Origin of the sequence: Amycolatopsis sp. MJM2582 (assembly GCF_000754115.1) — a bacterium.
In the GTDB taxonomy this organism is placed as follows: Bacteria; Actinomycetota; Actinomycetes; order Mycobacteriales; family Pseudonocardiaceae; genus Amycolatopsis; species Amycolatopsis japonica.
In genome coordinates this window covers 95,534-115,434 of the sequence record NZ_JPLW01000005.1, presented here as the reverse complement: position 1 = coordinate 115,434, position 19,901 = coordinate 95,534, and the positions used below count along the sequence as shown (strand labels likewise).

Annotated in this window: 18 protein-coding genes; 8 read left to right on the top strand and 10 right to left on the bottom strand. The window is 69.2% G+C overall.

Annotated features, from left to right (window positions below):
- Nucleotides 1-35: 35 nt before the first annotated feature.
- Nucleotides 36-1,475: an APC family permease gene (locus ED92_RS28370; RefSeq protein WP_037343711.1), complete on the top strand. Its 1,440-nt coding sequence runs from the start codon at nucleotides 36-38 to the stop codon at nucleotides 1,473-1,475.
- Here ED92_RS28370 and ED92_RS28365 read toward each other — a convergent pair.
- Genes ED92_RS28365 through ED92_RS28355 form a run of 3 tightly spaced genes read right to left on the bottom strand, consistent with a single transcriptional unit; the run spans nucleotide 1,450 to nucleotide 3,375 of the window.
- Nucleotides 1,450-2,118, bottom strand: a complete 669-nt coding sequence (locus tag ED92_RS28365; RefSeq protein WP_037343709.1) for a hypothetical protein — start codon at nucleotides 2,116-2,118, stop codon at nucleotides 1,450-1,452. The genes ED92_RS28370 and ED92_RS28365 overlap by 26 nt on opposite strands.
- Entirely contained in the window at nucleotides 2,118-2,534 is a 417-nt protein-coding gene (locus ED92_RS28360) for a GNAT family N-acetyltransferase (protein WP_037343707.1), read from the bottom strand. The genes ED92_RS28365 and ED92_RS28360 overlap by 1 nt, the downstream gene beginning before the upstream one ends.
- Nucleotides 2,535-2,580: 46 nt before the next feature.
- Entirely contained in the window at nucleotides 2,581-3,375 is a 795-nt protein-coding gene (locus tag ED92_RS28355; RefSeq protein WP_037344482.1) for a DMT family transporter, read from the bottom strand.
- A gap of 339 nt (nucleotides 3,376-3,714) precedes the next feature.
- Between ED92_RS28355 and ED92_RS43445 the strand changes: the two genes are divergently transcribed.
- The 3 genes from ED92_RS43445 to ED92_RS28340 all read left to right on the top strand — a co-directional run bounded on the left by ED92_RS43445 (nucleotide 3,715) and on the right by ED92_RS28340 (nucleotide 5,450).
- The gene (locus tag ED92_RS43445) at nucleotides 3,715-3,894 is read left to right on the top strand and encodes a hypothetical protein (protein ID WP_016332937.1); all 180 of its coding nucleotides are present in this window, start codon (nucleotides 3,715-3,717) and stop codon (nucleotides 3,892-3,894) included.
- 106 nt (nucleotides 3,895-4,000) lie between these two features.
- Nucleotides 4,001-4,864 (top strand): alpha/beta fold hydrolase, encoded by an 864-nt coding sequence (locus ED92_RS28345; RefSeq protein ID WP_037343705.1) that lies wholly within the window; start codon nucleotides 4,001-4,003, stop codon nucleotides 4,862-4,864.
- Entirely contained in the window at nucleotides 4,845-5,450 is a 606-nt protein-coding gene (locus ED92_RS28340) for a TetR/AcrR family transcriptional regulator (protein WP_037343703.1), read from the top strand. Before ED92_RS28345 ends, ED92_RS28340 begins: the two co-directional genes overlap by 20 nt.
- A 57-nt stretch (nucleotides 5,451-5,507) precedes the next feature.
- Here the strand turns inward: ED92_RS28340 and ED92_RS28335 are convergent, their stop codons facing one another.
- The 5 genes from ED92_RS28335 to ED92_RS28315 form a co-directional block, all read right to left on the bottom strand.
- Nucleotides 5,508-6,689 carry an ROK family transcriptional regulator gene (locus ED92_RS28335; protein WP_052120908.1) on the bottom strand — a complete coding sequence of 394 codons (1,182 nt, stop codon included), beginning with the start codon at nucleotides 6,687-6,689 and terminating at the stop codon, nucleotides 5,508-5,510.
- Between the two features lie 11 nt (nucleotides 6,690-6,700).
- Nucleotides 6,701-8,161, bottom strand: a complete 1,461-nt coding sequence (locus tag ED92_RS28330; protein WP_037343699.1) for a sugar ABC transporter permease — start codon at nucleotides 8,159-8,161, stop codon at nucleotides 6,701-6,703.
- A gap of 23 nt (nucleotides 8,162-8,184) precedes the next feature.
- Nucleotides 8,185-8,958: an ATP-binding cassette domain-containing protein gene (locus ED92_RS28325; RefSeq protein ID WP_037343697.1), complete on the bottom strand. Its 774-nt coding sequence runs from the start codon at nucleotides 8,956-8,958 to the stop codon at nucleotides 8,185-8,187.
- A 79-nt stretch (nucleotides 8,959-9,037) separates the two neighbouring features.
- Nucleotides 9,038-10,171, bottom strand: a complete 1,134-nt coding sequence (locus ED92_RS28320) for a sugar ABC transporter substrate-binding protein (protein WP_016332932.1) — start codon at nucleotides 10,169-10,171, stop codon at nucleotides 9,038-9,040.
- Nucleotides 10,172-10,704: 533 nt separating this feature from the next.
- The gene (locus tag ED92_RS28315) at nucleotides 10,705-12,459 is read right to left on the bottom strand and encodes a DEAD/DEAH box helicase (RefSeq protein WP_037343694.1); all 1,755 of its coding nucleotides are present in this window, start codon (nucleotides 12,457-12,459) and stop codon (nucleotides 10,705-10,707) included.
- A gap of 264 nt (nucleotides 12,460-12,723) precedes the next feature.
- On the opposite strand from ED92_RS28315, the gene ED92_RS28310 reads away from it, so the two are divergent.
- Nucleotides 12,724-13,827, top strand: a complete 1,104-nt coding sequence (locus ED92_RS28310; RefSeq protein ID WP_037343692.1) for a YihY/virulence factor BrkB family protein — start codon at nucleotides 12,724-12,726, stop codon at nucleotides 13,825-13,827.
- Nucleotides 13,828-13,961: 134 nt separating this feature from the next.
- The gene (locus ED92_RS28305) at nucleotides 13,962-17,096 is read left to right on the top strand and encodes an efflux RND transporter permease subunit (RefSeq protein WP_037343689.1); all 3,135 of its coding nucleotides are present in this window, start codon (nucleotides 13,962-13,964) and stop codon (nucleotides 17,094-17,096) included.
- Between the two features lie 87 nt (nucleotides 17,097-17,183).
- Here ED92_RS28305 and ED92_RS28300 read toward each other — a convergent pair whose 3' ends face one another.
- Nucleotides 17,184-18,020 carry a hypothetical protein gene (locus tag ED92_RS28300; protein WP_037343687.1) on the bottom strand — a complete coding sequence of 279 codons (837 nt, stop codon included), beginning with the start codon at nucleotides 18,018-18,020 and terminating at the stop codon, nucleotides 17,184-17,186.
- A gap of 120 nt (nucleotides 18,021-18,140) precedes the next feature.
- Nucleotides 18,141-18,383: a DUF3039 domain-containing protein gene (locus ED92_RS28295; protein ID WP_007033595.1), complete on the bottom strand. Its 243-nt coding sequence runs from the start codon at nucleotides 18,381-18,383 to the stop codon at nucleotides 18,141-18,143.
- Between the two features lie 58 nt (nucleotides 18,384-18,441).
- On the opposite strand from ED92_RS28295, the gene ED92_RS28290 reads away from it, so the two are divergent.
- Nucleotides 18,442-19,248 (top strand): sporulation protein, encoded by an 807-nt coding sequence (locus ED92_RS28290; RefSeq protein ID WP_037343685.1) that lies wholly within the window; start codon nucleotides 18,442-18,444, stop codon nucleotides 19,246-19,248.
- A complete protein-coding gene (locus tag ED92_RS28285; protein WP_037343682.1) occupies nucleotides 19,248-19,892 on the top strand; it encodes a hypothetical protein in 645 nt (214 codons plus the stop codon). Before ED92_RS28290 ends, ED92_RS28285 begins: the two co-directional genes overlap by 1 nt.
- Nucleotides 19,893-19,901: the final 9 nt, after the last annotated feature.

Sequence of the window (19,901 nt, the reverse complement as noted above, 5' to 3'; positions counted from 1 at the left end):
TTCTAGCGTGACCCTTCATGCGGCGAACTCTGGACGTGGACGAGGTCCTGAAACGGCAGGATTCCGGTGAGCTGAAACGCCGCCTGCACGGGCGCGACCTGATCGGGTTCGGGGTCGGCATCATCATCGGCACCGGCATCTTCACCCTCGCCGGGGTCGAGGCGAAGACCCACGCGGGCCCGTCGGTCACGCTGTCGTTCGTGCTCGGCGCCGTCGTGGCCGGGATGGCCGCCCTCTGCTACGCCGAACTCGCCTCCAGCGTGCCGACGGCCGGAAGCGCCTACACCTACGCGTTCGCCACCCTCGGCGAGACCTTCGCCTGGATCATCGGCTGGGACCTGCTGCTCGAGTTCGCCCTCGGCGCGGCCGTCGTGTCCCGCGGCTGGTCCGGCTATCTCGCGAATCTGATGGGGCTCTCACCCGACTGGTTCGGCGAAGACGCGAAGGTCAACATAGGCGCGGTCGTGATCATCGCCGTGCTGACCGTGATCGCCGTCCTCGGGATCAAGGAGTCGGCGCGGGTGACGAATCTGCTCGTCCTGGTCAAGGTCGCGGTGTGCGTGCTGATCCTCGCGGTCGGCGTGTTCTACATCCGCGGCGAGAACCTCACCCCGTTCATCCCGGCCGCGCAGCCGCCGACGGAAACCGCCGGGACCCTGCACCAGCCGATCGTGCAAGCCGCGCTCGGGCTCGAACAGTCCGTCTACGGCATCGCCGGGATGGTGACCGCCGCGGCCGTCGTCTTCTTCGCCTACACCGGTTTCGAGGCGCTCGCCAACCTCGGCGAGGAGACCGTGAACCCGAAACGCGATCTGCGGGTCGGCATCCTCGGCGCACTCGGCGTCTGCGCGCTGCTCTACATCGGGGTCTCGCTGGTGCTGACCGGGATGGTGCCGTTCGCCGAGATCGACGCGGGCGCCCCGCTCGCCGACGCCTTCGACCGCGTCGGGCAGCACTGGGTGGGCGCCCTGATCTCGCTCGGCGCGGTCACCGGGCTGACGTCGGTGATGATGGTGGAACTGGTGACGATCGGCCGGATCGGTTTCGCGATGGGCCGCGACGGCCTGCTGCCGAAGAAGTTCGGCACGGCGCATCCGCGCTGGGGCACCCCGCACCGGATGACCATCGCCGGCGCGGTGCTGATCGCGGTGCTGGCGGCGTTCGTCCCGATCTCCGAACTCGCCGACATGGTCAGCATCGGCGCCCTGTCGGCGATGATCATCGTCGCGCTGGCCGTGCCGGTGCTGCGCAAACGGCGGCCGGACCTGGAACGTCCGTTCACCGTGCCGTTCTCGCCGTATCTGCCCATCGTGGCGGCGCTGGCGTGCTTCTACCTGATGCTGAACCTGGACGTGATGACGTGGCTGCGGTTCGCCGCGTGGCTGCTGCTCGGTCTGCTGATCTACGTCTTCTACGGGCGCAAGCATTCCCGTTTCGCGAAAGACGAGCTCAGCTCCACAGACCGGCCGTCGTGATCGCGGCGACGGCGGCCTCGGTGTCGCCGTCGTCCACCACGACCAGCATCCGCTTCAGCGCCGCGGCCACCCATTCCACCGGCTGGTCGTGCAAACCGTTGTCCCCCAAGGACGGATAGCCGTCCATAATGGACACAAGGGTGCCTTCGGCGCCGATCCGCATCCCGGCGGCCAGCACGTGATGCCCGCCGGGCGGGCGCCAGCGCGACGACCACAGCGGCGGGATGCCGGTGTCGAGATAGTCGAGCAGCGCTCGTGCCGGGGTGTCGTGCGCGCCGAACTCGGCCGGGTCGACCTCCGCGATCAACGCGACCCTCGGCAGCCGCCACAGCGCCGCGAGGAGCATGAACAACGAGTGCGGCGCCCAGTCCCCGGTGGCGGGCACGGCGACGAGCCGTCCGCCCGACAGGGTCCCGATCGCCCGCGCCAGACCTTCGTGGGTGGTGCCGGACAGGGCCGCGACCTCGTCCTGGCCCGCGACGTCGAAACCCGCCGCGCGGAGGGCGGCCAACGCCGTGAAGGGTCCGGCGAGCCCGTCCCGCTGCGGGAGTTCGGCCCGCGCGACGGCGACGAGGTGCTCGCCCCCTGGCAGCCAGCGGCGATCGGACAGCCCCGTCCGGTCGCCGTCGATTCCGGACGACATCAGTCTTCGAACGTCCACGACTGCATGATGAACGGCCCGTCGTTCGACGCCCCGGCCGAGGTGTAGGTCGCCAGCGCGGCCTCGTTGTCCGTTTCGACCCCGACCCACATCCCCCGGCAGCCGCGCTCCCGCGCGATCCCGGCCAGCGCGTCGACGAGGTCGCGGCCGATCCCGCGCCGCTGGTAGTCCGGGCTGACGTCGAGTTCGTTGAGGAACATCTCGGTGCCCTTGTCCGGATGCGTCACCTCGGTGCCGGTGATCATCCCCGCGGGCTCGCCGTCCTCGTAGGCGATGAGGAGGTGGTTCTCCTCCCCCGCGAGGAACTTCTCGGACGCCTCACGGTGCGCGGGGCCGTCGAACAGGTGCTGGGCGGCGACGACCTCCTCGACGGTGACGGCCCGCCGGATCTCGGCCACGTGTCCTCCCGGTGCTGAAAGCGCCACAGACCGCTCAGTATCCCGCTCAGAGGGGCGCCGAGTCATCACGTTTCCCCGGGGAACGCAGCGCGACCCCGGCGACGACGGCCAGCGTCCCGAGGGCCTCGGGCAGCGCCGGGACCTGACGGAGCCAGAGGAAGCCGATGACGCCCGCCGTGACCGGCAGCAACGCGAGCAACAGCGCGAACCGCGCCTGCCCGGCCTTGCGCAGGACCACTTGGTCGAGCCCGTACGGCACGACGGTGGCGAGCACCCCCACCCCGACGCCGAGCAGCACCAAACGTGGCGAACCCCACACCGCGCCGGTGCCGAGCGCCAGCGGCGACAGCACCACGGTGCCGACCGCGAACCCGACGGCCAGCCCGTCGATCCCGTTCCCGCCGACCGCGACCCGCTTCCCGAGCAGGATGTAGCCCGCCCAGGCGGCCGCCGCGCCGAGGGCGAACAGCACGCCGAGCAGGCTGCCTTCGAGCCGGACGTCCGCGATGGCGACCACGCCGGCCACCACCAGCAGCAGCGCGAAGACGTCGCGGCGGGTCCGCGAGCCGAACGCGGCCACCACCACGGGCCCGGTGAACTCGAGGGCGACCGCGGTGCCCAGCGGCAGCCGCGCGATCGCCTCGTAGAAGAGCACGTTCATCCCGGCGGTGACGACGCCGAAGGCGCCCGCGAGCAGGAACGTGCGGCCGGTCCATGCCGAGCGGGGTGGCCTGCGCCACGCGAGAAGGACGACCGCCGCCCCGAGACAGCGAAGCCAGGCCACCCCCGCGGGGGAGGCGACCGAAAAGAGACCTACGGCGACGGCCGCACCGGCGTACATCGAAATTCCGCTGAGAACGAACAAGATCGGCGACGGCACGCTCGGAAGACGGTTCCGGACGACTGCGATTCCCACCCCCGCATGGTGCCTGACGTGGGAAAAGGTCCTTCGGCGGGGAGTCTTCTCCCACGTTGCGTGATTACGCTACGGCATACGAGGTAATTACCAGTGACAAATGAGACACCCGCACGGGAACACTTGCGGGCCGCCAAACGTCTGGAAGAGTGGAAGCACGAACACGGCGGGGCCGGGAACGAACGTTGCCGGCATCAGTGCCGAAGTGGTCGTAGCTGGATCGATGGCACCGGGCCACCGGTGCCGGGACGGAGGGAGACTCCAATGACTTCACCGACGCTCACCCGCCCCGAACTGACCGCTGCCGACCGATGCGACCGGTGTGGAGCTGCAGCCCAGGTTCGAGCCATTCTCAGCACCGGTGGCGAGTTGCTCTTCTGTGGTCACCACGCCCGCGCACACGAGACGAAGCTCAAGGAAATGTCCGCGGACATTCAGCGGTAGCCCACCAGTCCACGACCACCGGCGGCCGGCTACTCCCCCAGGGGAGAGAGCCGGCCGCCCCGTTTTTCGCCTTCAAAAACATACAGACAGAATGTATGTTAGTGCCATGACGACCAGCGACCTCCTCGGTGAAGCACATGTGGTGGATCTCGGCGACGCCCGCATCCGCTATCGCGACCGCGGCGAAGGGCCTCCCGTGGTCTTCGTGCACGGGCTCCTCACCAACGGCCTGCTCTGGCGCAAAGTGGCCCCCGGCGTCGCCGACGCCGGGTTCCGCTGCCTGACCCCGGACTGGCCGCTGGGTTCGCACGAGATCCCGGTCCCCCACGCCGAGCTGAGCCCGCCCGGGGTCGCGGCGCTCATCGCGCGGTTCCTCGAAGCGCTCGACCTGACCGACGTCACCGTGGTCGCGAACGACACCGGCGGCGCGCTGACGCAACTGCTCATGACCACGAACCCGGAACGGGTGGGCCGGGTCGTGCTGACGCCGTCGGACTCCTTCGAGCGCTTCCTGCCGCCGTTGTTCGCGGGGCTGAGCCCGCTGGTGCGGATCCCCGGCGGCGTCGGGCTGGTGACCGCGGCGCTGCGCTGGCGGTGGCCGCTGAAGGCGACGGACTTCCTCTGGCTGGCCAAGCATCCGGTCCCGGACCACATCCTCGACGCGTACCTGCTGCCGAGCCGCCGGAGCGCGGAGATCCGCGACGATCTGCGCCGGTTCGTGGCGAGCGTCGACAACCGCTACACCCTCACCGCCGCCGAGCGGCTGCCCGCGTTCACCAAGCCCGTGCTGCTGGTCTGGGCGCCGGACGACCGGCATTTCCCGTTGTGGGTGGGCCGCAAGCTCGCCGGGGTCCTGCCGAACGCCGAACTGAAGACGATCGAGGACTCCTACACCTTCGTGCCGGAGGACCAGCCGGAGCGGCTGAGCGGCATGATGGTGGAATTCCTGCGTGCCCACGCCACGACGTAGCCAGACCGAACGCTCGCAATCGACGCAGGCCGCGTTGATCACGGCGGCGCGGACGCTGTTCGCCGAACAGGGTTACGCCGCCGTGCCCGCCGACGAGATCGTCCGGGCGGCGGGCGTCACCCGCGGCGCGTTGTATCACCACTTCGGGGACAAGCAGGGGCTGTTCCGTGCCGTGATCGAGCAGATCGAAACGGAGATCACCGAGGAGCTGAAGACCGTCCTGGGTGCCGCGGGCGACCCGTGGACGGGGGCGCTCGGGGTGCTCAGCCGGTTCCTGGACCTGTGCCTGCGGCCCGAGGTGGTGCGGATCGCGCTCACCGACGCCGTCTCCGTCCTCGGCTGGCAGGAATGGCGCGAACTGGAGAACCGGTACGGGCTGGGCATGATCACGGAGATCCTGGAGTCGGCCGCGGCGGACGGGCTGCTGATCGACGCACCGATCCCGGAACTGGCGCAACTGGTGCTGAGCGCCTGCGCGGAGGCCGCGCTGATGATCGCGCACGCCGAAGACCGCGAAGCCGCGAAGGAGAAAGCCCTGGCCGCCCTGGTGGCCCTGCTGTCCGGCCTCGTGACAGAACGCATTTAGTCCTCTGGATGCGGTAGTTGCACACGCAAGGACCGCATCCAGAGGACTAAATGCGAGCTACACGGTGTCCAAAATCATCTCGAAGGCCGCCTCAGCCGCCCCCAGCAGTTTCACGTCCGCCCCGAGCGCCGAACTCACGATCTGTGTCCCGCCGACGGCCCGGCTGACCAGGCTCCGCCGCCGGACCTCGGCCGCGACCGACTTCACGACCGAATCGGGCAGCACGGTGAGCAGGTCGCCCAGCACCACCAGCTGGGGGCCGAGCAGGTTGACCACGTTCACCAGGCCCAGCGTCAGCCATTCCGCGAACTCCGAGAGCCGTTCCTCGGCGGCGTGCGGATCCCGGCCCAGCTCGCGCAGTTCGAACAGGATCGCCCCGCGCGGGGTGTCCTCGGGCAGGTCGAGGGCGCGGCACAGTGCCGCCTCGCCGACCTCGGTCTCCCAGCAGCCGCTGGACCCGCAGTAGCAGGGGCGGCCGCCCGGCCGGATCGCCATGTGCCCGATCTCGCCGACGTAGCCCGCGCCGCCGCGCAGCGACGAGCCGTCCGCGATGATCCCGCCCCCGACACCGACGTCGGCGGAGACGTACACGGCGTCGGAAGAGCCCCGCGCGGCGCCGCGCAGGTGTTCGGCGATGGCGCCTAGTTCGGCGTCGTTGCCGACCAGGATGGGGATGCGCAGCACACCGCCGAGCCGTTCCCCGAGCGCCACGTCGGTCCAGCGCAGGTTGGGGGCCTCGTGGACGTGCCCGTCGGCCCGGCGGACGACGCCGGGCACGGACACGCCCGCGGCGATCGGCTGTACGCCGAGGTCGCCCGCCAGCACGGTGGTCGACTCGATCACGTGCGTGATCACCTCGTCGGCCTCCCGCATCCGGCCGCGGAGGTTCCAGCTGTTGCGCCCGAGGATCTGGCCGCCGAACCCGACCAGCGCGATCGCCACGTGTTCGACCTGGAGATCGACCGCGAGCACCACCGCCGCGTGCGGCTGCGGCAGGACCAGGAGCGAGGGGCGGCCCGCCCCTCGTCCCGGCCTCGGGACCCGCTCCTCGACGACCCCCGCTTCCGCGAGGCCGTCGACGAGGGTCTTGATGGTGCTGCGGTTGAGCCCCAGCTCGGTGGCGAGGGTCGCCCTGGTGCTCGGGCCGCTGACGTGCAGCAACCGGAGCAAGGTCGTGCGGTTGTGCCTGCGCACCTCGTCTGGTCGTGCAACGGGTGTGCTGGTCACGGACTTCATCATTCCATGCGGACTCAGCGCGGCGACGCAGCCGCGCGGCGCCGGGACAGCGCGTCCACCGTGGCCGCGAGGAGCAGCACCAGACCGGTGACGATGTTGACCACCGCCGCCGACTGCTTCAGCAGGCCCAGCGCGTTCTCGACGACCGCCAGCACGAGACCACCGATCACCGCGTCGACGACCCGGCCCTTGCCGCCGAACAGCGACGTACCACCGATGACGGCTGCGCCGACCGCGAACAGCAGCGTGTTGAGGCCACCGGCCTGCGGGTCGACCGAACCGACCTTCGACGAGTAGACGATCGCGCCGACCGCCGCCACCGCCGAGCAGATGACGAACACCGAGGCGCGGATCTTCTCGACGTTGATACCGGCGCGGCGGGCCGCCTCGCGGTTGCCGCCGACGGCGTAGATGTGGCGGCCGTACTGCGTGCGGTTGAGCACGTAGGTGCCGAGCACCAGCAGGCCGAGCACGATCGGCACGACGTACGGGACGCCGGAGATGACGATGTTCGGGTTCGGCGCGCGGTTCAGCGTGAGCAGGTAGGTCGCGATCGCGGCGACCACGGCGATCGCGCCGACCTTGAACAGCACCATCGGCGTCGGCTGGGTGACCAGGCCGCGCTTGAGCCGCGAGAAGTGCTGGCCCAGTGTCACCGCGGCGAAACCACCGGCGGCGATCAGGAACAGGACCCAGCTGCCCACAGTGGACAGATTGCCGTTGGCGACCTTGAACAGCACGTCGGAGGTGCTGATGCCGAGCGTGCCGCCCTCACCGATGAACTGGAGGATGACACCCTGCCAGGCGAGGAAGAGCGCCAGCGTCACGACGAACGAGGGCATGCCGATCTTCGAGACGAGGAAACCGGTGAGGACACCGATCGCGCCACCGACGGAGATCGCGAGCAGCATCTCGATCCACGCGTTGGCCGCGGTTCCCGACAGCACGAGCGCGATGGCGAGCACGGCGAACCCGACACCCGCCCAGATCCGCAGGATCACGCCGAGCAGGGCGGCGATGGCGAGCACGACAAGGAACGCGATGAACACGCCGTTCCCCATGCCGCCCAACAGGTTTCCGTTACGCACGTAGTGCATCGCCAGCACCGCGGCGGTGACGCCGGACGCGGTACCCGCGGACAGGTCGATCTCGCCGAGCAGCAGCACGAACACGATGCCCATCGCGATGATCGCCTTGCCGGCGCCCTGTGCCATCAGGTTCGCGATGTTGTTCATCGTCAGGAAGGTGTCCGACAGCGAGGCGAACACGATCACCAGCACGAGCAGGCCGAGCAGCGCCGGGAGCGACCCCAGCTGTCCGGCCTTGAGCCGGGAGAAGTAGTCGCCGACGGCTTCGCGCGTCGACATCGATGTCGTGTCGATGCCGAAGTCCGTGATGGCCGCCGACGGGTTGAGCGCGGCGGCCGCCGACTTGCCCCCCTCCGGCGAGGCGGGCTTTGCAGGTGTCTCAGTCATTTCCGGTTCTTTCTCGCCTCTGCTCAGAGGACGGCGGCTTCGGGGCGGGCAAGGCCGAGGTCGCCGGAGCGACCGGCGGTGATCAGTTCCACGACCTGGCCGTGGGTGACGTCCTTGGTGTGCACCTCGGCGACGAGACGGCCGAGGTAGAGCACCGCGATCCGGTCGGCGACCTCGAAGACGTCGGCCATGTTGTGGCTGATCAGCACCACACCGAGGCCCTTTTCGGCGAGACGGCGGACGAGGTCGAGCACCTGACGGGTCTGCGCGACACCGAGCGCTGCGGTCGGCTCGTCGAGCAGGACGACCTTCGAGTCCCACAGCACGGATTTCGCGATCGCGACGGTCTGCCGCTGCCCGCCCGAGAGGGCCGAAACGGGCGTGCGGACGGATTTCACGGTGCGGACCGAAAGCGAGGCGAGCGTCTCGCGGGCGGCCTTCTCCATGCTGGCCTCGTCGAGCAGCCATTTGCTGCCGCGTTCCCGGCCGAGGAACATGTTCTGCACGATGTCGAGGTTCTCGGCGAGCGCGAGGTCCTGGTAGACGACCTCGATGCCCAGATCCGCGGCGTCGCGCGGGCCGTGGATGTTCACCTGCTTGCCCTGGAACGTCACCGTTCCCGAGTCGTAGCCGTGGATCCCGGCGATCGACTTGACCAAAGTGGACTTACCGGCACCGTTGTCGCCGACCAGCGCGGTGACCTCGCCGGCGCGCACGTTGAAGTCCACGTCGTGGAGGACGTGGACCGGCCCGAAGCTCTTGTTCAGCTGCTTCAGTTCGAGGATGGGTTCACTCATGGGGGTTCTCCCGGCTGGGTACCGGGCCGGTGCGCTCCGTCGGGGGAACGCACCGGCCCGGTCGTCTGGATTTAACGGGTCAGGAGATACCGAGCTGCGTGCACGCCGCGGCCAGGTCGCCGCCGCAGATCTCGGCCGCCTTGACGTAGCCCTGCGTCACGACCTCCTTGACGCCGTCCTTCGTGGTCAGCTTCGGCTCGAGGAGCACGGACTTGACCTCGCGGTTGCCCTTCGGGTCCTTCGCCTTGCCGGTGGCCAGCGCGTCGGCGCCCGCCTTGTCGCCCTTGGCCAGCAGGACGGCGAGCTTCGCCGCGGCCTCGGCCTCTTCCTTGATGGGCTTGAAGACGGTCATGTACTGGTCGCCGCGCAGGATCGCCATGAGGCCGTCCGCGGTGGCGTCCTGGCCGGTGACCGGGACCTTGCCGTTGAGGCCGTTCTTCTTCAGCACGGTGATGACCGCGCCGGCGAGACCGTCGTTCGCGGCGACGACGCCGTCGACCTTGCCCTTGTTGTCGGTCAGGATCTGCTCGAAGGTCTGGCCGCCCTTCTGGTTGTCCCAGTTGTCGATGGCCTGCTCGCGCACGAGCTTCAGGTCGCCGCTAGCGAACTTCGGCTGCAGCACGGACTTCTGGCCGTTGGCGAACAGCGTCGCGTTGTTGTCGGTCGGGGCACCCTCGATCATGACGACCTCGGCGCCCTTCTTGTCCTTCAGCGCGTCGGCGAGACCCTGGCCCTGGAGCTGGCCGACCTTCTCGTTGTCGAACGAGACGTAGTAGTCGGAGCTGCCGCCGAGGTTGAGACGGTCGTAGTCGATCGTCGGGATGCCCGCCGCCTGCGCCTTCTTGGCGACGGCCGAGCCGACCTCGCCGTTGATCGCGGCGATGATCAGGACCTTGACGTTCTGCGCGATCATGCCGTCGGCCAGGGTGGTGAACTTCTGGACGTCGCCCTGGGCGTTCTGGACGTCGGCGTCGAAGCCCGCGTCCTTGAGCGCCTTGGTCAGGAAGGGCTTGTCGAAGGACTCCCAGCGGGCGGAGGTGGCGGTCTCCGGCAGGATGACGCCGACCTTGCCACCGGCGGCGGCGCCGCCCGGGGCGGGCGCGGACTGCGAGGAGTTGCCGCTGCCCGAGTCGGCGGTGTTGGCGCCACAGGCGGAAAGCACCAGGCCGGCGCCCACCGTCGCGGCGAGGAGGGTAAGGGTTCTGCTGCGCATCCTCGTTCCTTCCGGATCTTGCTCGCGGGCGGCGATCCTGAAGGACCGGTCGCACCATCGCGCATATGTTGTGGGCGACAACATATGCCGCCGAACGGGTTTCGCGGAAGACGGCTGAATCGATTAAGCCTCATCAAATGGACACGGTTTGGCAACGTGGCCGTAGCAAGACGTACGAAGTCTAGGTGTGCTGACGGTGTGACCGCCACCACTCACTGAGCGTGACGCTCAGGGTGACCGCAGCCCGTTGACCGGGGATTCCGGTGGAGATCATCGGCAGGCGAGGGATGAAATGGCTGAGGAGGAAGCGAGATAACCCTGAGTGAGAGGTGTGTGGATATAGAGACGTTGAACGTCCCTATATCCACACACCCCGTGTCCTGGCTCCTCCACGCTTGCCTTCGTTTATGAAGGATTTGGGACAGTGAACGTCCCAAATCCTTCACCGACAACGCTCCCAGTCCGCGTGAAGGCCCCCTTTCCTCGGCTGAGCCGAGGAAAGGGGGCCTTCACGTGCTTAGGCAGACGGGCGGTCACCAGGAACGCAGGGTGACGATCCGCTCTTCCAACTGCTCCACCGAAGCCATCGCGGTCGGCGGACCGCCGCAGACCCGGCGCAGTTCGTTGTGGATCGCGCCGTGCGGCTTCCGCGTCCGGTGGTGGTGCACGCCCACCAGCGCGTTCAGCTCCTTGCGCAGCGCGCCGAGCCGCTCGCTGACCGACTGCGGCCGCGCGACCGGCGCCGCCTCCTCGGCCTTGGGCTTGCGCCGCTTCTCGTCGGAGAGCTGCTCCTCCTGCCGCTTCCGCAGCAGGGCGCGGACCTGGTCCGGCTCCAGCAGCCCCGGCAGGCCGAGGTACTCCTGCTCCTCGTCGGAGCCGGAGAACACCGCGGTGCCGAACGAGTTGCCGTCGTAGATGACCTGGTCGAGCTCCGCGGAGGCGCCCAGCGAGGTGAACGCCTTCTCCTCCTCGCCCGGTTCGTCCTCGGTGCGGTTGGCCTGGGCCAGGAGTTCGTCGTCCCAGCCCTCCTTCTCGCGGTGGGGCTTGCCGAGGACGTGGTCGCGCTGCGCCTCCAGCTCGCTGGCCAGCTCCAGCAGCACCGGCACGCTCGGCAGGAAGACCGAAGCCGTCTCGCCGGGTTTGCGCGAACGCACGTACCGGCCGATGGCCTGCGCGAAGAACAGCGGGGTCGACGCGCTCGTGGCGTACACACCGACCGCGAGACGCGGGACGTCGACGCCTTCGGACACCATCCGGACCGCGACGAGCCAGCGGTCGGTCGAGTCGGAGAACTCCTTGATCCGCCCGGACGCCTTGGGGTCGTCGGAGAGGACGACCGTCGGGTTCTGGCCGGAGATGCGCTGCAGGATCTTGGCGTAGGCGCGCGCCGAGTCCTGGTCGGTGGCGATCACCAGACCGCCCGCGTCCGGGATGCCGTTGGCGCGGAGCTGCGCGAGACGCGTGTCCGCGGCCTGCAGCACCGACGGGATCCACTCGCCCGCCGGATCGAGCGCCGTACGCCAGGCCCGCGCGTTCTGCTCGGCGGTCAGCGGCTCGCCGAGCCGTGCGGTGAACTCCTCCCCCGCGCTGGTGCGCCAGGATGCCTCGCCGGAGTAGGCGAGGAAGACGACCGGCCGGACCACGCCGTCGGCGAGCGCGTCGGCATAACCGTAGGCATGGTCGGCCTTGCTGCGCTGGAAACCCGAGCCGTCGGCCTCGTAGGTGACGAACGGGATCGGCGAGTCGTCACTGCGGAACGGCGTCCCGGTGAGCGCGAGACGGCGGACGGCGGGGGTGAACGCCTCGCGGATCGCGTCGCCCCACGACTTCGCGTCACCGCCGTGGTGGATCTCGTCCAGGATGACCAGGGTCTTGCGGTTCTCGGTGCGCACGCGGTGCAGTGACGGATGCGCGGCGACCTGCGCGTAGGTGACCGCGACACCTTGGTAGTCACGCGAGGTGACACCGGTGCCGTTGCGGAAGTTCGAGTCGATCGCGATACCGGCGGCCGCGGCCGAGGCGGCCCACTGGTGCTTCAGGTGCTCGGTCGGCGCGACGATGGTGATCCGCTCGACGGTCCGGTCGCTCAGCAGCTCGGCGGCGATCCGGAGACCGAACACCGTCTTGCCCGCGCCCGGCGTCGCCACGGCCAGGAAGTCCTGCGGTTTCTTCGTGAGGTACTTCGTCAGCGCCCGCCGCTGCCAGGCACGCAGCGGGCGGGCCGTGCTGTCCTTCGCCGCGGGAGGCGCGCCCAGCTCGCCTCGATCGCGTTCAACGGTTTCCGACATGCAGGTCCCCCTCCTCCCTCACTCGAAATGCCTGGTCATCCACCCTGACACAAGCGAAAACCCCCACTTGGGTATCCGGCCGCGACGCCGGCGCCTGAGGTGAGGGCACTCCGGGAAGCCTACCTTCCAGCCCCGTGGAACGCCGGAAGCGCCACCCCCGTTGTCGGGTTACTCACCCGAAAACCCAGGGGTGGCGAGCCGAATGGCGCGGCATGGACCATGCTGGACACCGTCAAGGGCGCTCGGCGCCGGCGGAGGAGCTGCATGAGCGAGGAGAACGGCCGTCCCGACACGGCCGCCGAGGTCGCGAAGGGCCGCAGGGGGCCGTTGCGCCTGCTCAGCCGCACGCTCAGCAAGGCCTGGGACGGCAACATCTTCTCCGAGGCCGCCGAAGCCGCGTTCTGGCAGACGTTGTCGCTGCCGCCGCTGCTGCTCGGTCTCCTCGGTTGCCTCGGTTTCGTCGGCGACTGGTTCGGCCAGGAGGTCGTGACCGCCGTCCACGACCGGATCATCACCTTCAGCAAGACGATCTTCAGTGACAACGCCGTCCACGACATCATCGAGCCGACGGTCAACAGCATCCTCACCGTCGGCAAGGGCGAGATCGTCTCCGTCGGCTTCCTGATCTCGCTGTGGGCCGGTTCGTCGGCGATGTCGTCGTTCGTCGACGCGATCACCGTCGCGCACGACCAGTACGGCGTCCGCAACGACGTCTGGCAGCGGATCTTCGCGCTGCTGCTGTACCTGGCCGGGCTGGTCATCCTGGTGGTCGGGCTGCCGCTGCTGGCGATCGGGCCGGACCTGCTCCCCCAGTTCTTCCCCACCGACTGGCGCGACACGGTGTCGTACTGGGTCGGCACGCTGTACTACCCGGTGCTGGCCGTGATGATCGTGCTGGCGCTGACGACGCTGTACAAGCTGTCCCTGCCGCGCAGGCTGCCGTGGCACCGCGGGCTGCCGGGCGCGATGCTCGCCATGGTCGTGTTCCTGCTCTCCAGCATCGGGCTGCGGATCTACCTGAACTGGATCACCAAGACCGGCTACACCTACGGCGCGCTCGCCGCGCCGATCGCGTTCCTGTTGCTCATGTTCTTCATCGGGCTCGCGGTGGTGGGCGGCGCGTACTTCAACAGCGCGATCCAGGAACTGTGGCCCGCCAAGGCGACGAAACGCCAGCGCCGGAAATGGCGGCGGCTGGAAATGGAACGCGCCAGCGAACGGATCCGTGCCGAAGAGGGCCGCAAACTGTGGGAACGGACGACCGTCCCGCTCCGCCGACCCCGCCAGAACGACGAGACCGAATCAGAACAATCGGTGAACGAAGAAACGCAGAGCGAAACCGATCAGGTGACCGAACGGCAAAATTGAGGCCGGTCTGAGCAGGACCTCATCCCGAAGTCGTACTCCGATTCCACCCGTGGTGTGAATCCAGTCCACCCGCCGCCATGAAAAGCTCGCGGTAATCCGCACGTTCCCGAGTTGTCTTCCTGGGGGATCCCGTCATGTCCACGCTGGCCAGACTGAGCCTGCGCAACCGAAGTCTCATCGGGCTGCTCGCCCTGGTGGTGATCGGCTTCGGCGCCTTCGCCCTGCCGCAGCTGAAGCAGCAGCTGTTCCCGTCACTGCAGTTCCCGCAGGCGCAGGTCATCACGCCGTACGCGGGCGCGTCGCCGGACGCGGTCGACCGTCAGGTCACCGAGCCGCTCGAAGGCGGGTTGCAGGGTTTGAAGGGGCTCGAAGAACTGAGCTCGACGTCGTCGGAGGGGCTGTCGCGGATCACCGCGCAGTTCGAGTTCGGCACGGACATCGACGCGGCCGTGGGGCAGATCCAGCGCGTCATCGACGGGCTCAAGGCCCGCCTGCCGCAGAACAGCGAGCCGACGGTCTCCGCGGGGTCCACCGACGATCTCCCGGTCGTGCTGCTCGCCGCCGGGACCACCGGTGACCCGCAGGCGCTCGCACCCGCGCTGACCGGGGAGGTCGCGCCGGAACTGCGCAAGATCGACGGCGTCCGCGAGGTCGACGTGACCGGTGTGCGGCAGCCGCGGGTCACCATCGCGCTGGATTACGCGAAACTGGCGGCCGCGGGGGTCGACCCGTCGTCGATCGCCACCACGCTGCAGACCGCCGGTGCCGCCGTCCCGGCCGGGACGCTCACCGAAGGCGACAAGACGCTCACCGTCCAGGTCGGTGGCGGACCGACCACAGTGGACACGATCAAGAACCTGTATCTCACCCCTTCGCAGCCTTCCCGTCCCGGGGCGCCGGCGGGCAAGCCGGTGAAGCTCGGTGATGTCGCGGACGTCCAGGCGGGCTTCGCGCCGCCGACGTCGATCACGCGCACCAACGGCAAGCCGAGCCTCGGGCTTTCGATCACCATGGTGGAGAACGGGAACGCGGTCGCGATCTCGGAAGCGGTGCGGGACAAGCTGCCCGAGTTGTCGAAGAAGATCGGCGCCGAGATGAGCGTCGTGTTCGACCAGGGCACCCCGGTCAAGGACGCGATCAGCGGCCTGACCACCGAAGGCCTGCTGGGGCTGGCGTTCGCGGTCGTGGTGATCCTGCTGTTCCTGATGTCGGTGCGCTCGACGCTGGTGACGGCGGTGTCGATCCCGCTTTCGGTGGTCGTGGCGCTGCTGGCGTTGTGGACCGGCGATCTTTCGCTGAACCTGCTCACCCTCGGCGCGCTCACCATCGCCATCGGGCGGGTGGTCGACGACTCGATCGTGGTGCTGGAGAACATCAAACGACATCTGGCCTACGGCGAGGAGAAGCAGCGCGCGGTGCTCGACGGCGTGCGCGAGGTCGCGGGTGCGGTGACGTCGTCCACCCTCACCACGGTCGCGGTGTTCCTGCCGATCGCCTTCGTGGGCGGGTTCGTCGGCGAGCTGTTCTCACCGTTCGCGGTCACGGTCACCGTGGCGCTGCTGGCGTCGTTGCTGGTCTCGCTGACGATCGTCCCGGTGCTGGCGTACTGGTTCCTCAAGCCGCCCAAGGCCCCGGCCGACGAACGCGAGGCCGAGCTCACGCGCCAGGCCGCCGAGGACAAGGAACGGCGCGGGCTGCTGCAGCGCGGATACGTGCCGGTGATCCGGTTCGCGACCCGGCGCCGCGTCACCGTCGTGCTGCTGGCGCTGATCATCTTCGGCGGCACGGTGGGCCTGGCCTCGCAGCTGAACACGAACTTCCTCGACCAGTCCGGCTCGACGACGCTGAGCCTTTCGCAGAAGCTGCCGCCCGGCACGAGTCCCGAGGCCAAGGAGAAGGCCGCGGGCGCGGTGGAGCAGGCGCTCGCCGCCGAACCGGCCGTCGAGACGTATCAGGTCAGCATCGGCGGAGGGAACTTCTTCGGCGGTGGCGGGACGGCGACCAGCATCCAGGTCACCGTCGCCAAGGACACCGACCTCGACGCGCTGTCGGATCGCTTGCGGGGCAAGCTGGACAAGCCGGAGCTCGGCGAGGTCAAGATCGGCGCGGAAGCCGGCGGATTCAACTCCGACCAGGTCTCGATCACCGTCACCGCGCCGGACGAGGCGGCGCTGAAGCCCGCCGCCGAGCAGGTCCGCCAGGCGCTGTCCGGCGTCCCGGACCTCACCGAGGTGACCAGTGACCTCGCGCAGGGCTCGCCGCGTGTGCAGGTCGAGGTCGACGCCGCCAAGGCCGCCGCGAGCGGGCTTTCGGCGACCACGATCGGCCAGATCGCGAACCAGGCCATCGCCGGCCGCACGGTGACGCAGCTGCCGGTCGACGGTCAGCGCACGGACATCGTGCTGCGCGCGGGCACGGCCCCGGTGTCGGTCGACGCGGTCAAGGCGCTGCCGATCCCGAGCGCGACCGGCGTGGTCCGGCTGGACTCGGTGGCCACCGTGTCCACAGTGGACGGCCCGGCCGCGGTGCACCGCACCTCGGGTGAGCTGAGCACCACGGTCACCGCCAAGAACACCGGCGCGGACCTGGCCGCCACCACGAAGGCCATCCAGTCCAAACTGGACGGACTGACCTTCACCGGCGGCGCGGCGTACAAGCTCGGCGGGGTCAGCGAGGATCAGCAGGAGGCGTTCGGGAACCTGTTCCTCGCGCTGCTGGCCGCGGTCGCGATCGTGTACCTGATCATGGTGGCGACGTTCCGCAGCCTGATCCAGCCGCTGATCCTGCTGGTGTCGATCCCGTTCGCGGCGACCGGCGCGATCGGGCTGCTGCTGGCCACCGGGACCGCGCTGGGCCTGCCCGCGCTGATCGGGATGCTGATGCTCGTCGGCATCGTGGTGACCAACGCGATCGTGCTGATCGACCTGATCAACCAGTACCGGGCTTCGGGGATGAGCGTCGCCGACGCCGTCGTCGAAGGCGGCAGGCGACGGCTGCGGCCGATCCTGATGACCGCGGCGGCGACCATCTTCGCGCTGGTCCCGATGGCGCTCGGGCTGACCGGGCAGGGCGGGTTCATCGGGCAGCCGCTGGCGATCGTGGTGATCGGCGGGCTGGTCAGCTCGACCCTGCTGACGCTGATCCTGGTGCCGACGCTGTACACGATGGTCGAGACGCGGAAGGAGAAGCGCCGCGCGAAGAAGGCGGCCCGCCGGTCCCCTTCGGCGGCGCCGTCCTCCGAGACGCTGACGCCGGAGCCGAGCGCGTAGACCTGGGGGCGGGGGAGGAAGGCACGCCGGGGCCGGGTGGGCGCCCGGCGTGCCTTTCGCATTCAGCCGACTAATTGCATGGGCGTGTCACGCCTTGCGGAACCGCCACGTCTTGCTGTCGAAGGCCACGCACCACGAAGGCGAGAGCACGACGACCCGCAGGGTCCCGTCGGCGGCGACGTCGATGCCCTCGGTCTCGAAGTTCCCGCTGCAGGTGCTCTTGAGGGGCAGTTGCCCCAGCGACGTCACACGCCCGGTCACGTCCGAACCCGACAGCGCGCCGGAAAGATCCACCTGCAGCAGCGGCTTCGTGGTCCCGAACAGCGAGCCCTCGGGGTCGTCGGACGAGCACAGCAGCCGGGTCGCGGTGACGAAGTCGCAGCCCTGGATGTCCCGCACGGGTTTGTCGAGCCGGATCGCGGACGAGTACGGCAGGTTCGCCGAGGGATTCGTATGCGCGACGCCGGGCATCGGGTGCACGAGGAGGCGGTCCATCGTGCCCCACTCGCCCGCCACCATCCAGCGCGCGTCCGGGGTCACGGCGGCGAACGAGTTGTTGTTCGCCTCCCACGATTCCAGCGTATGCGTGTAGTTCGCCCACTTCCCGTCGGGCGACTCGACGCGGAAGAGCTTCGCTCCCCGGTCGTCGCGCTGGTACGGCTCGACGTACCAGCCCTGCGCGGAGCCCGGGTCGCCGACGTGGTTCCAGCCCTGGGTGGAGAGGCTCATCGGGACGGTCGCGATCCCGGTGTAGCGGTAGATCGTCCCGGACGGCCGTTCGATGGTGGCGAGGCCCTGGCCCTCGTCGAGCGGGCGGGCGTTGTCCGAACCGACCGTGGTCCAGCCGGTGACGGCCTGGGCGGCGGCGGGTGAGAACACCGCGACCAACGCGGCGATGGCGAGCACGATCCCGGTTCTACGCATGAAGGCTCCGTCCCGGCTGGGTTTCGCTGGCGGGTACTGATTACCAGCGAAAACCGGGACGGGCAGCCGCCATGTGAAGGATTTTCAGATTTTGTCCGGTATCGGACACCGGACGGACACTCAGTCGCCCGGCTTGAGACCGTCGTAGATCTTCTTGCAGTCCGGGCAGACCGGCGAACCGGGCTTCGCCGACTTCGTCACCGGGAAGACCTCACCGCACAGCGCCACCACGTGCGTGCCCATGACCGCGCTTTCGGCGATCTTGTTCTTGCGCACGTAGTGGAACATCTTCGGCGAATCGTCGTCGGTGCCGTCGGTGCCCTCGGGACGGGTATCCGGCTTCGGAAGGGTCTGAGTACTCACCCCTCCATAATGCCCCAAATCCTCCTGCGCACACCGGCGACCTGGCAGGATCTCGCCCATGTTCCAGAAGGTGCTCGCGACGTTCGGCTCGGGCGGGGCGAAGATCGACGCCCGGCTGCTCGACCGCACGGTCTCCCCCGGCCGCCCGTTGCGCGGCGAGGTTCTGCTGCTCGGCGGCGAAGTCGATCAAGAGATCAACGGTCTCTCGGTCAAACTGCTCGCCAGGGTCACGCTCCCGGACGAACGCCGCCCCGGCGTCGAGGACCTCGAGTTCGGCACCCAGCAGCTCGCGGGCAACGAGCGCATCGGCCCCGGCCAGCAGGTCCGCATCCCGTTCGAGGTCGCCCTGCCCTGGGAGACGCCGATCTCCAGCGTCTTCGGCAAACCGCTGAACGGGATGGCCGTCGGCCTGCAGACCAGTCTCGACATCGCGAACTCCGTCACCGACCCGGTCGACGTCGACACCGCCGCGATCGAGCCGCTGCCCGCGCAGAAACGGATACTGGACGCCTTCAGCCGGATCGGCTTCGTCTTCCGCGAGGCCGTGCTGGAACGCGGCCGGGTCGACGGCGCGGTCCAGCAGCTTCCCTTCTTCCAGGAGATCCGCTTCTCCCCCTCGCCGCGGTTCGCGCCCGTCTTCACCTCGGTGGCGGTGACCTTCCTGTCCTCGCCGTCGGAGACGCAGGTCGTGCTGGAGGTGACCAAACGGGTCCGGGTGTCCAAGAGCGGCGGCTTCGGCGGACGCGGCCAGGAGTTCCTCGGCCTGTTCAAGGTCGACCACGCCGCACTGGAGCGGGTCAAGTGGGAGCCGCAGCTCGAAGGCTGGCTGCACGAGGTGGCCAAGGCACGCGGGATCTTCGACTGATGGACTGGCCGACCGCGATCACCCGGCTCGGTGGCGATCACCGGATCGCCGCCGTCGCGTGGAACGACCTCCAGGCCCGCTACGCCGAGCCGCACCGGCGCTACCACGATCTCGGGCACGTCACTGCCGTCGCCCGCGACAGCGGAGCCCTCGCCGTCGCCTTCGGTCTCGGCGCCCGCGAGCGGGCCCTCGTCGCCATCGCGGCGTGGACGCACGACGTCGTCTACGACGCCCGCCCCGGCGAGGACGAGCAGGCCAGCGCCGCCTGGACCCGCGATGAACTCACCAACGCCGGTGTCCCCGCGGCCGACGTCGAACGCGCCGGCGAGCTGATCCTCAGCACGATCCACCACGCCGCCCCCGACGAAGACCTCCTCGCCACCGCGCTGCTGGACGCCGATCTGGCGATCCTCGGCGCCGCGCCGGAGGACTACGAGCAGTACGCGGACGGTGTCCGGGAGGAGTACTCGATCTACTCCGACGAGGACTGGCGGGCGGGTCGCGCGGCCGTGCTGGAAAACCTGCTGGCCAGGCCGCGGCTGTACCGCAGCGACATCGGGCGGGCACGCTGGGAGGCCAAGGCGCGCGAGAACCTCTCGAACGAACTGACCCGATGGCGTGACGCGGACCCACATCACCGATGATGTTCGTTC

What these genes read in the sequence shown, in the direction of transcription:
- ED92_RS28345 (WP_037343705.1), top strand. Translation starts at nt 4,001, where the DNA reads ATGACGACCAGCGACCTCCTCGGTGAAGCACATGTGGTGGATCTCGGC.
- ED92_RS28300 (WP_037343687.1), bottom strand. Translation starts at nt 18,020, where the DNA reads ATGCGTAGAACCGGGATCGTGCTCGCCATCGCCGCGTTGGTCGCGGTG.
- ED92_RS28335 (WP_052120908.1), bottom strand. Translation starts at nt 6,689, where the DNA reads ATGATGAAGTCCGTGACCAGCACACCCGTTGCACGACCAGACGAGGTG.
- ED92_RS28365 (WP_037343709.1), bottom strand. Translation starts at nt 2,118, where the DNA reads ATGTCGTCCGGAATCGACGGCGACCGGACGGGGCTGTCCGATCGCCGC.
- ED92_RS28305 (WP_037343689.1), top strand. Translation starts at nt 13,962, where the DNA reads ATGTCCACGCTGGCCAGACTGAGCCTGCGCAACCGAAGTCTCATCGGG.
- ED92_RS28330 (WP_037343699.1), bottom strand. Translation starts at nt 8,161, where the DNA reads ATGACTGAGACACCTGCAAAGCCCGCCTCGCCGGAGGGGGGCAAGTCG.
- ED92_RS28320 (WP_016332932.1), bottom strand. Translation starts at nt 10,171, where the DNA reads ATGCGCAGCAGAACCCTTACCCTCCTCGCCGCGACGGTGGGCGCCGGC.
- ED92_RS28315 (WP_037343694.1), bottom strand. Translation starts at nt 12,459, where the DNA reads ATGTCGGAAACCGTTGAACGCGATCGAGGCGAGCTGGGCGCGCCTCCC.
- ED92_RS28355 (WP_037344482.1), bottom strand. Translation starts at nt 3,375, where the DNA reads ATGTACGCCGGTGCGGCCGTCGCCGTAGGTCTCTTTTCGGTCGCCTCC.
- ED92_RS28310 (WP_037343692.1), top strand. Translation starts at nt 12,724, where the DNA reads ATGAGCGAGGAGAACGGCCGTCCCGACACGGCCGCCGAGGTCGCGAAG.
- ED92_RS43445 (WP_016332937.1), top strand. Translation starts at nt 3,715, where the DNA reads ATGACTTCACCGACGCTCACCCGCCCCGAACTGACCGCTGCCGACCGA.
- ED92_RS28290 (WP_037343685.1), top strand. Translation starts at nt 18,442, where the DNA reads ATGTTCCAGAAGGTGCTCGCGACGTTCGGCTCGGGCGGGGCGAAGATC.
- ED92_RS28285 (WP_037343682.1), top strand. Translation starts at nt 19,248, where the DNA reads ATGGACTGGCCGACCGCGATCACCCGGCTCGGTGGCGATCACCGGATC.
- ED92_RS28325 (WP_037343697.1), bottom strand. Translation starts at nt 8,958, where the DNA reads ATGAGTGAACCCATCCTCGAACTGAAGCAGCTGAACAAGAGCTTCGGG.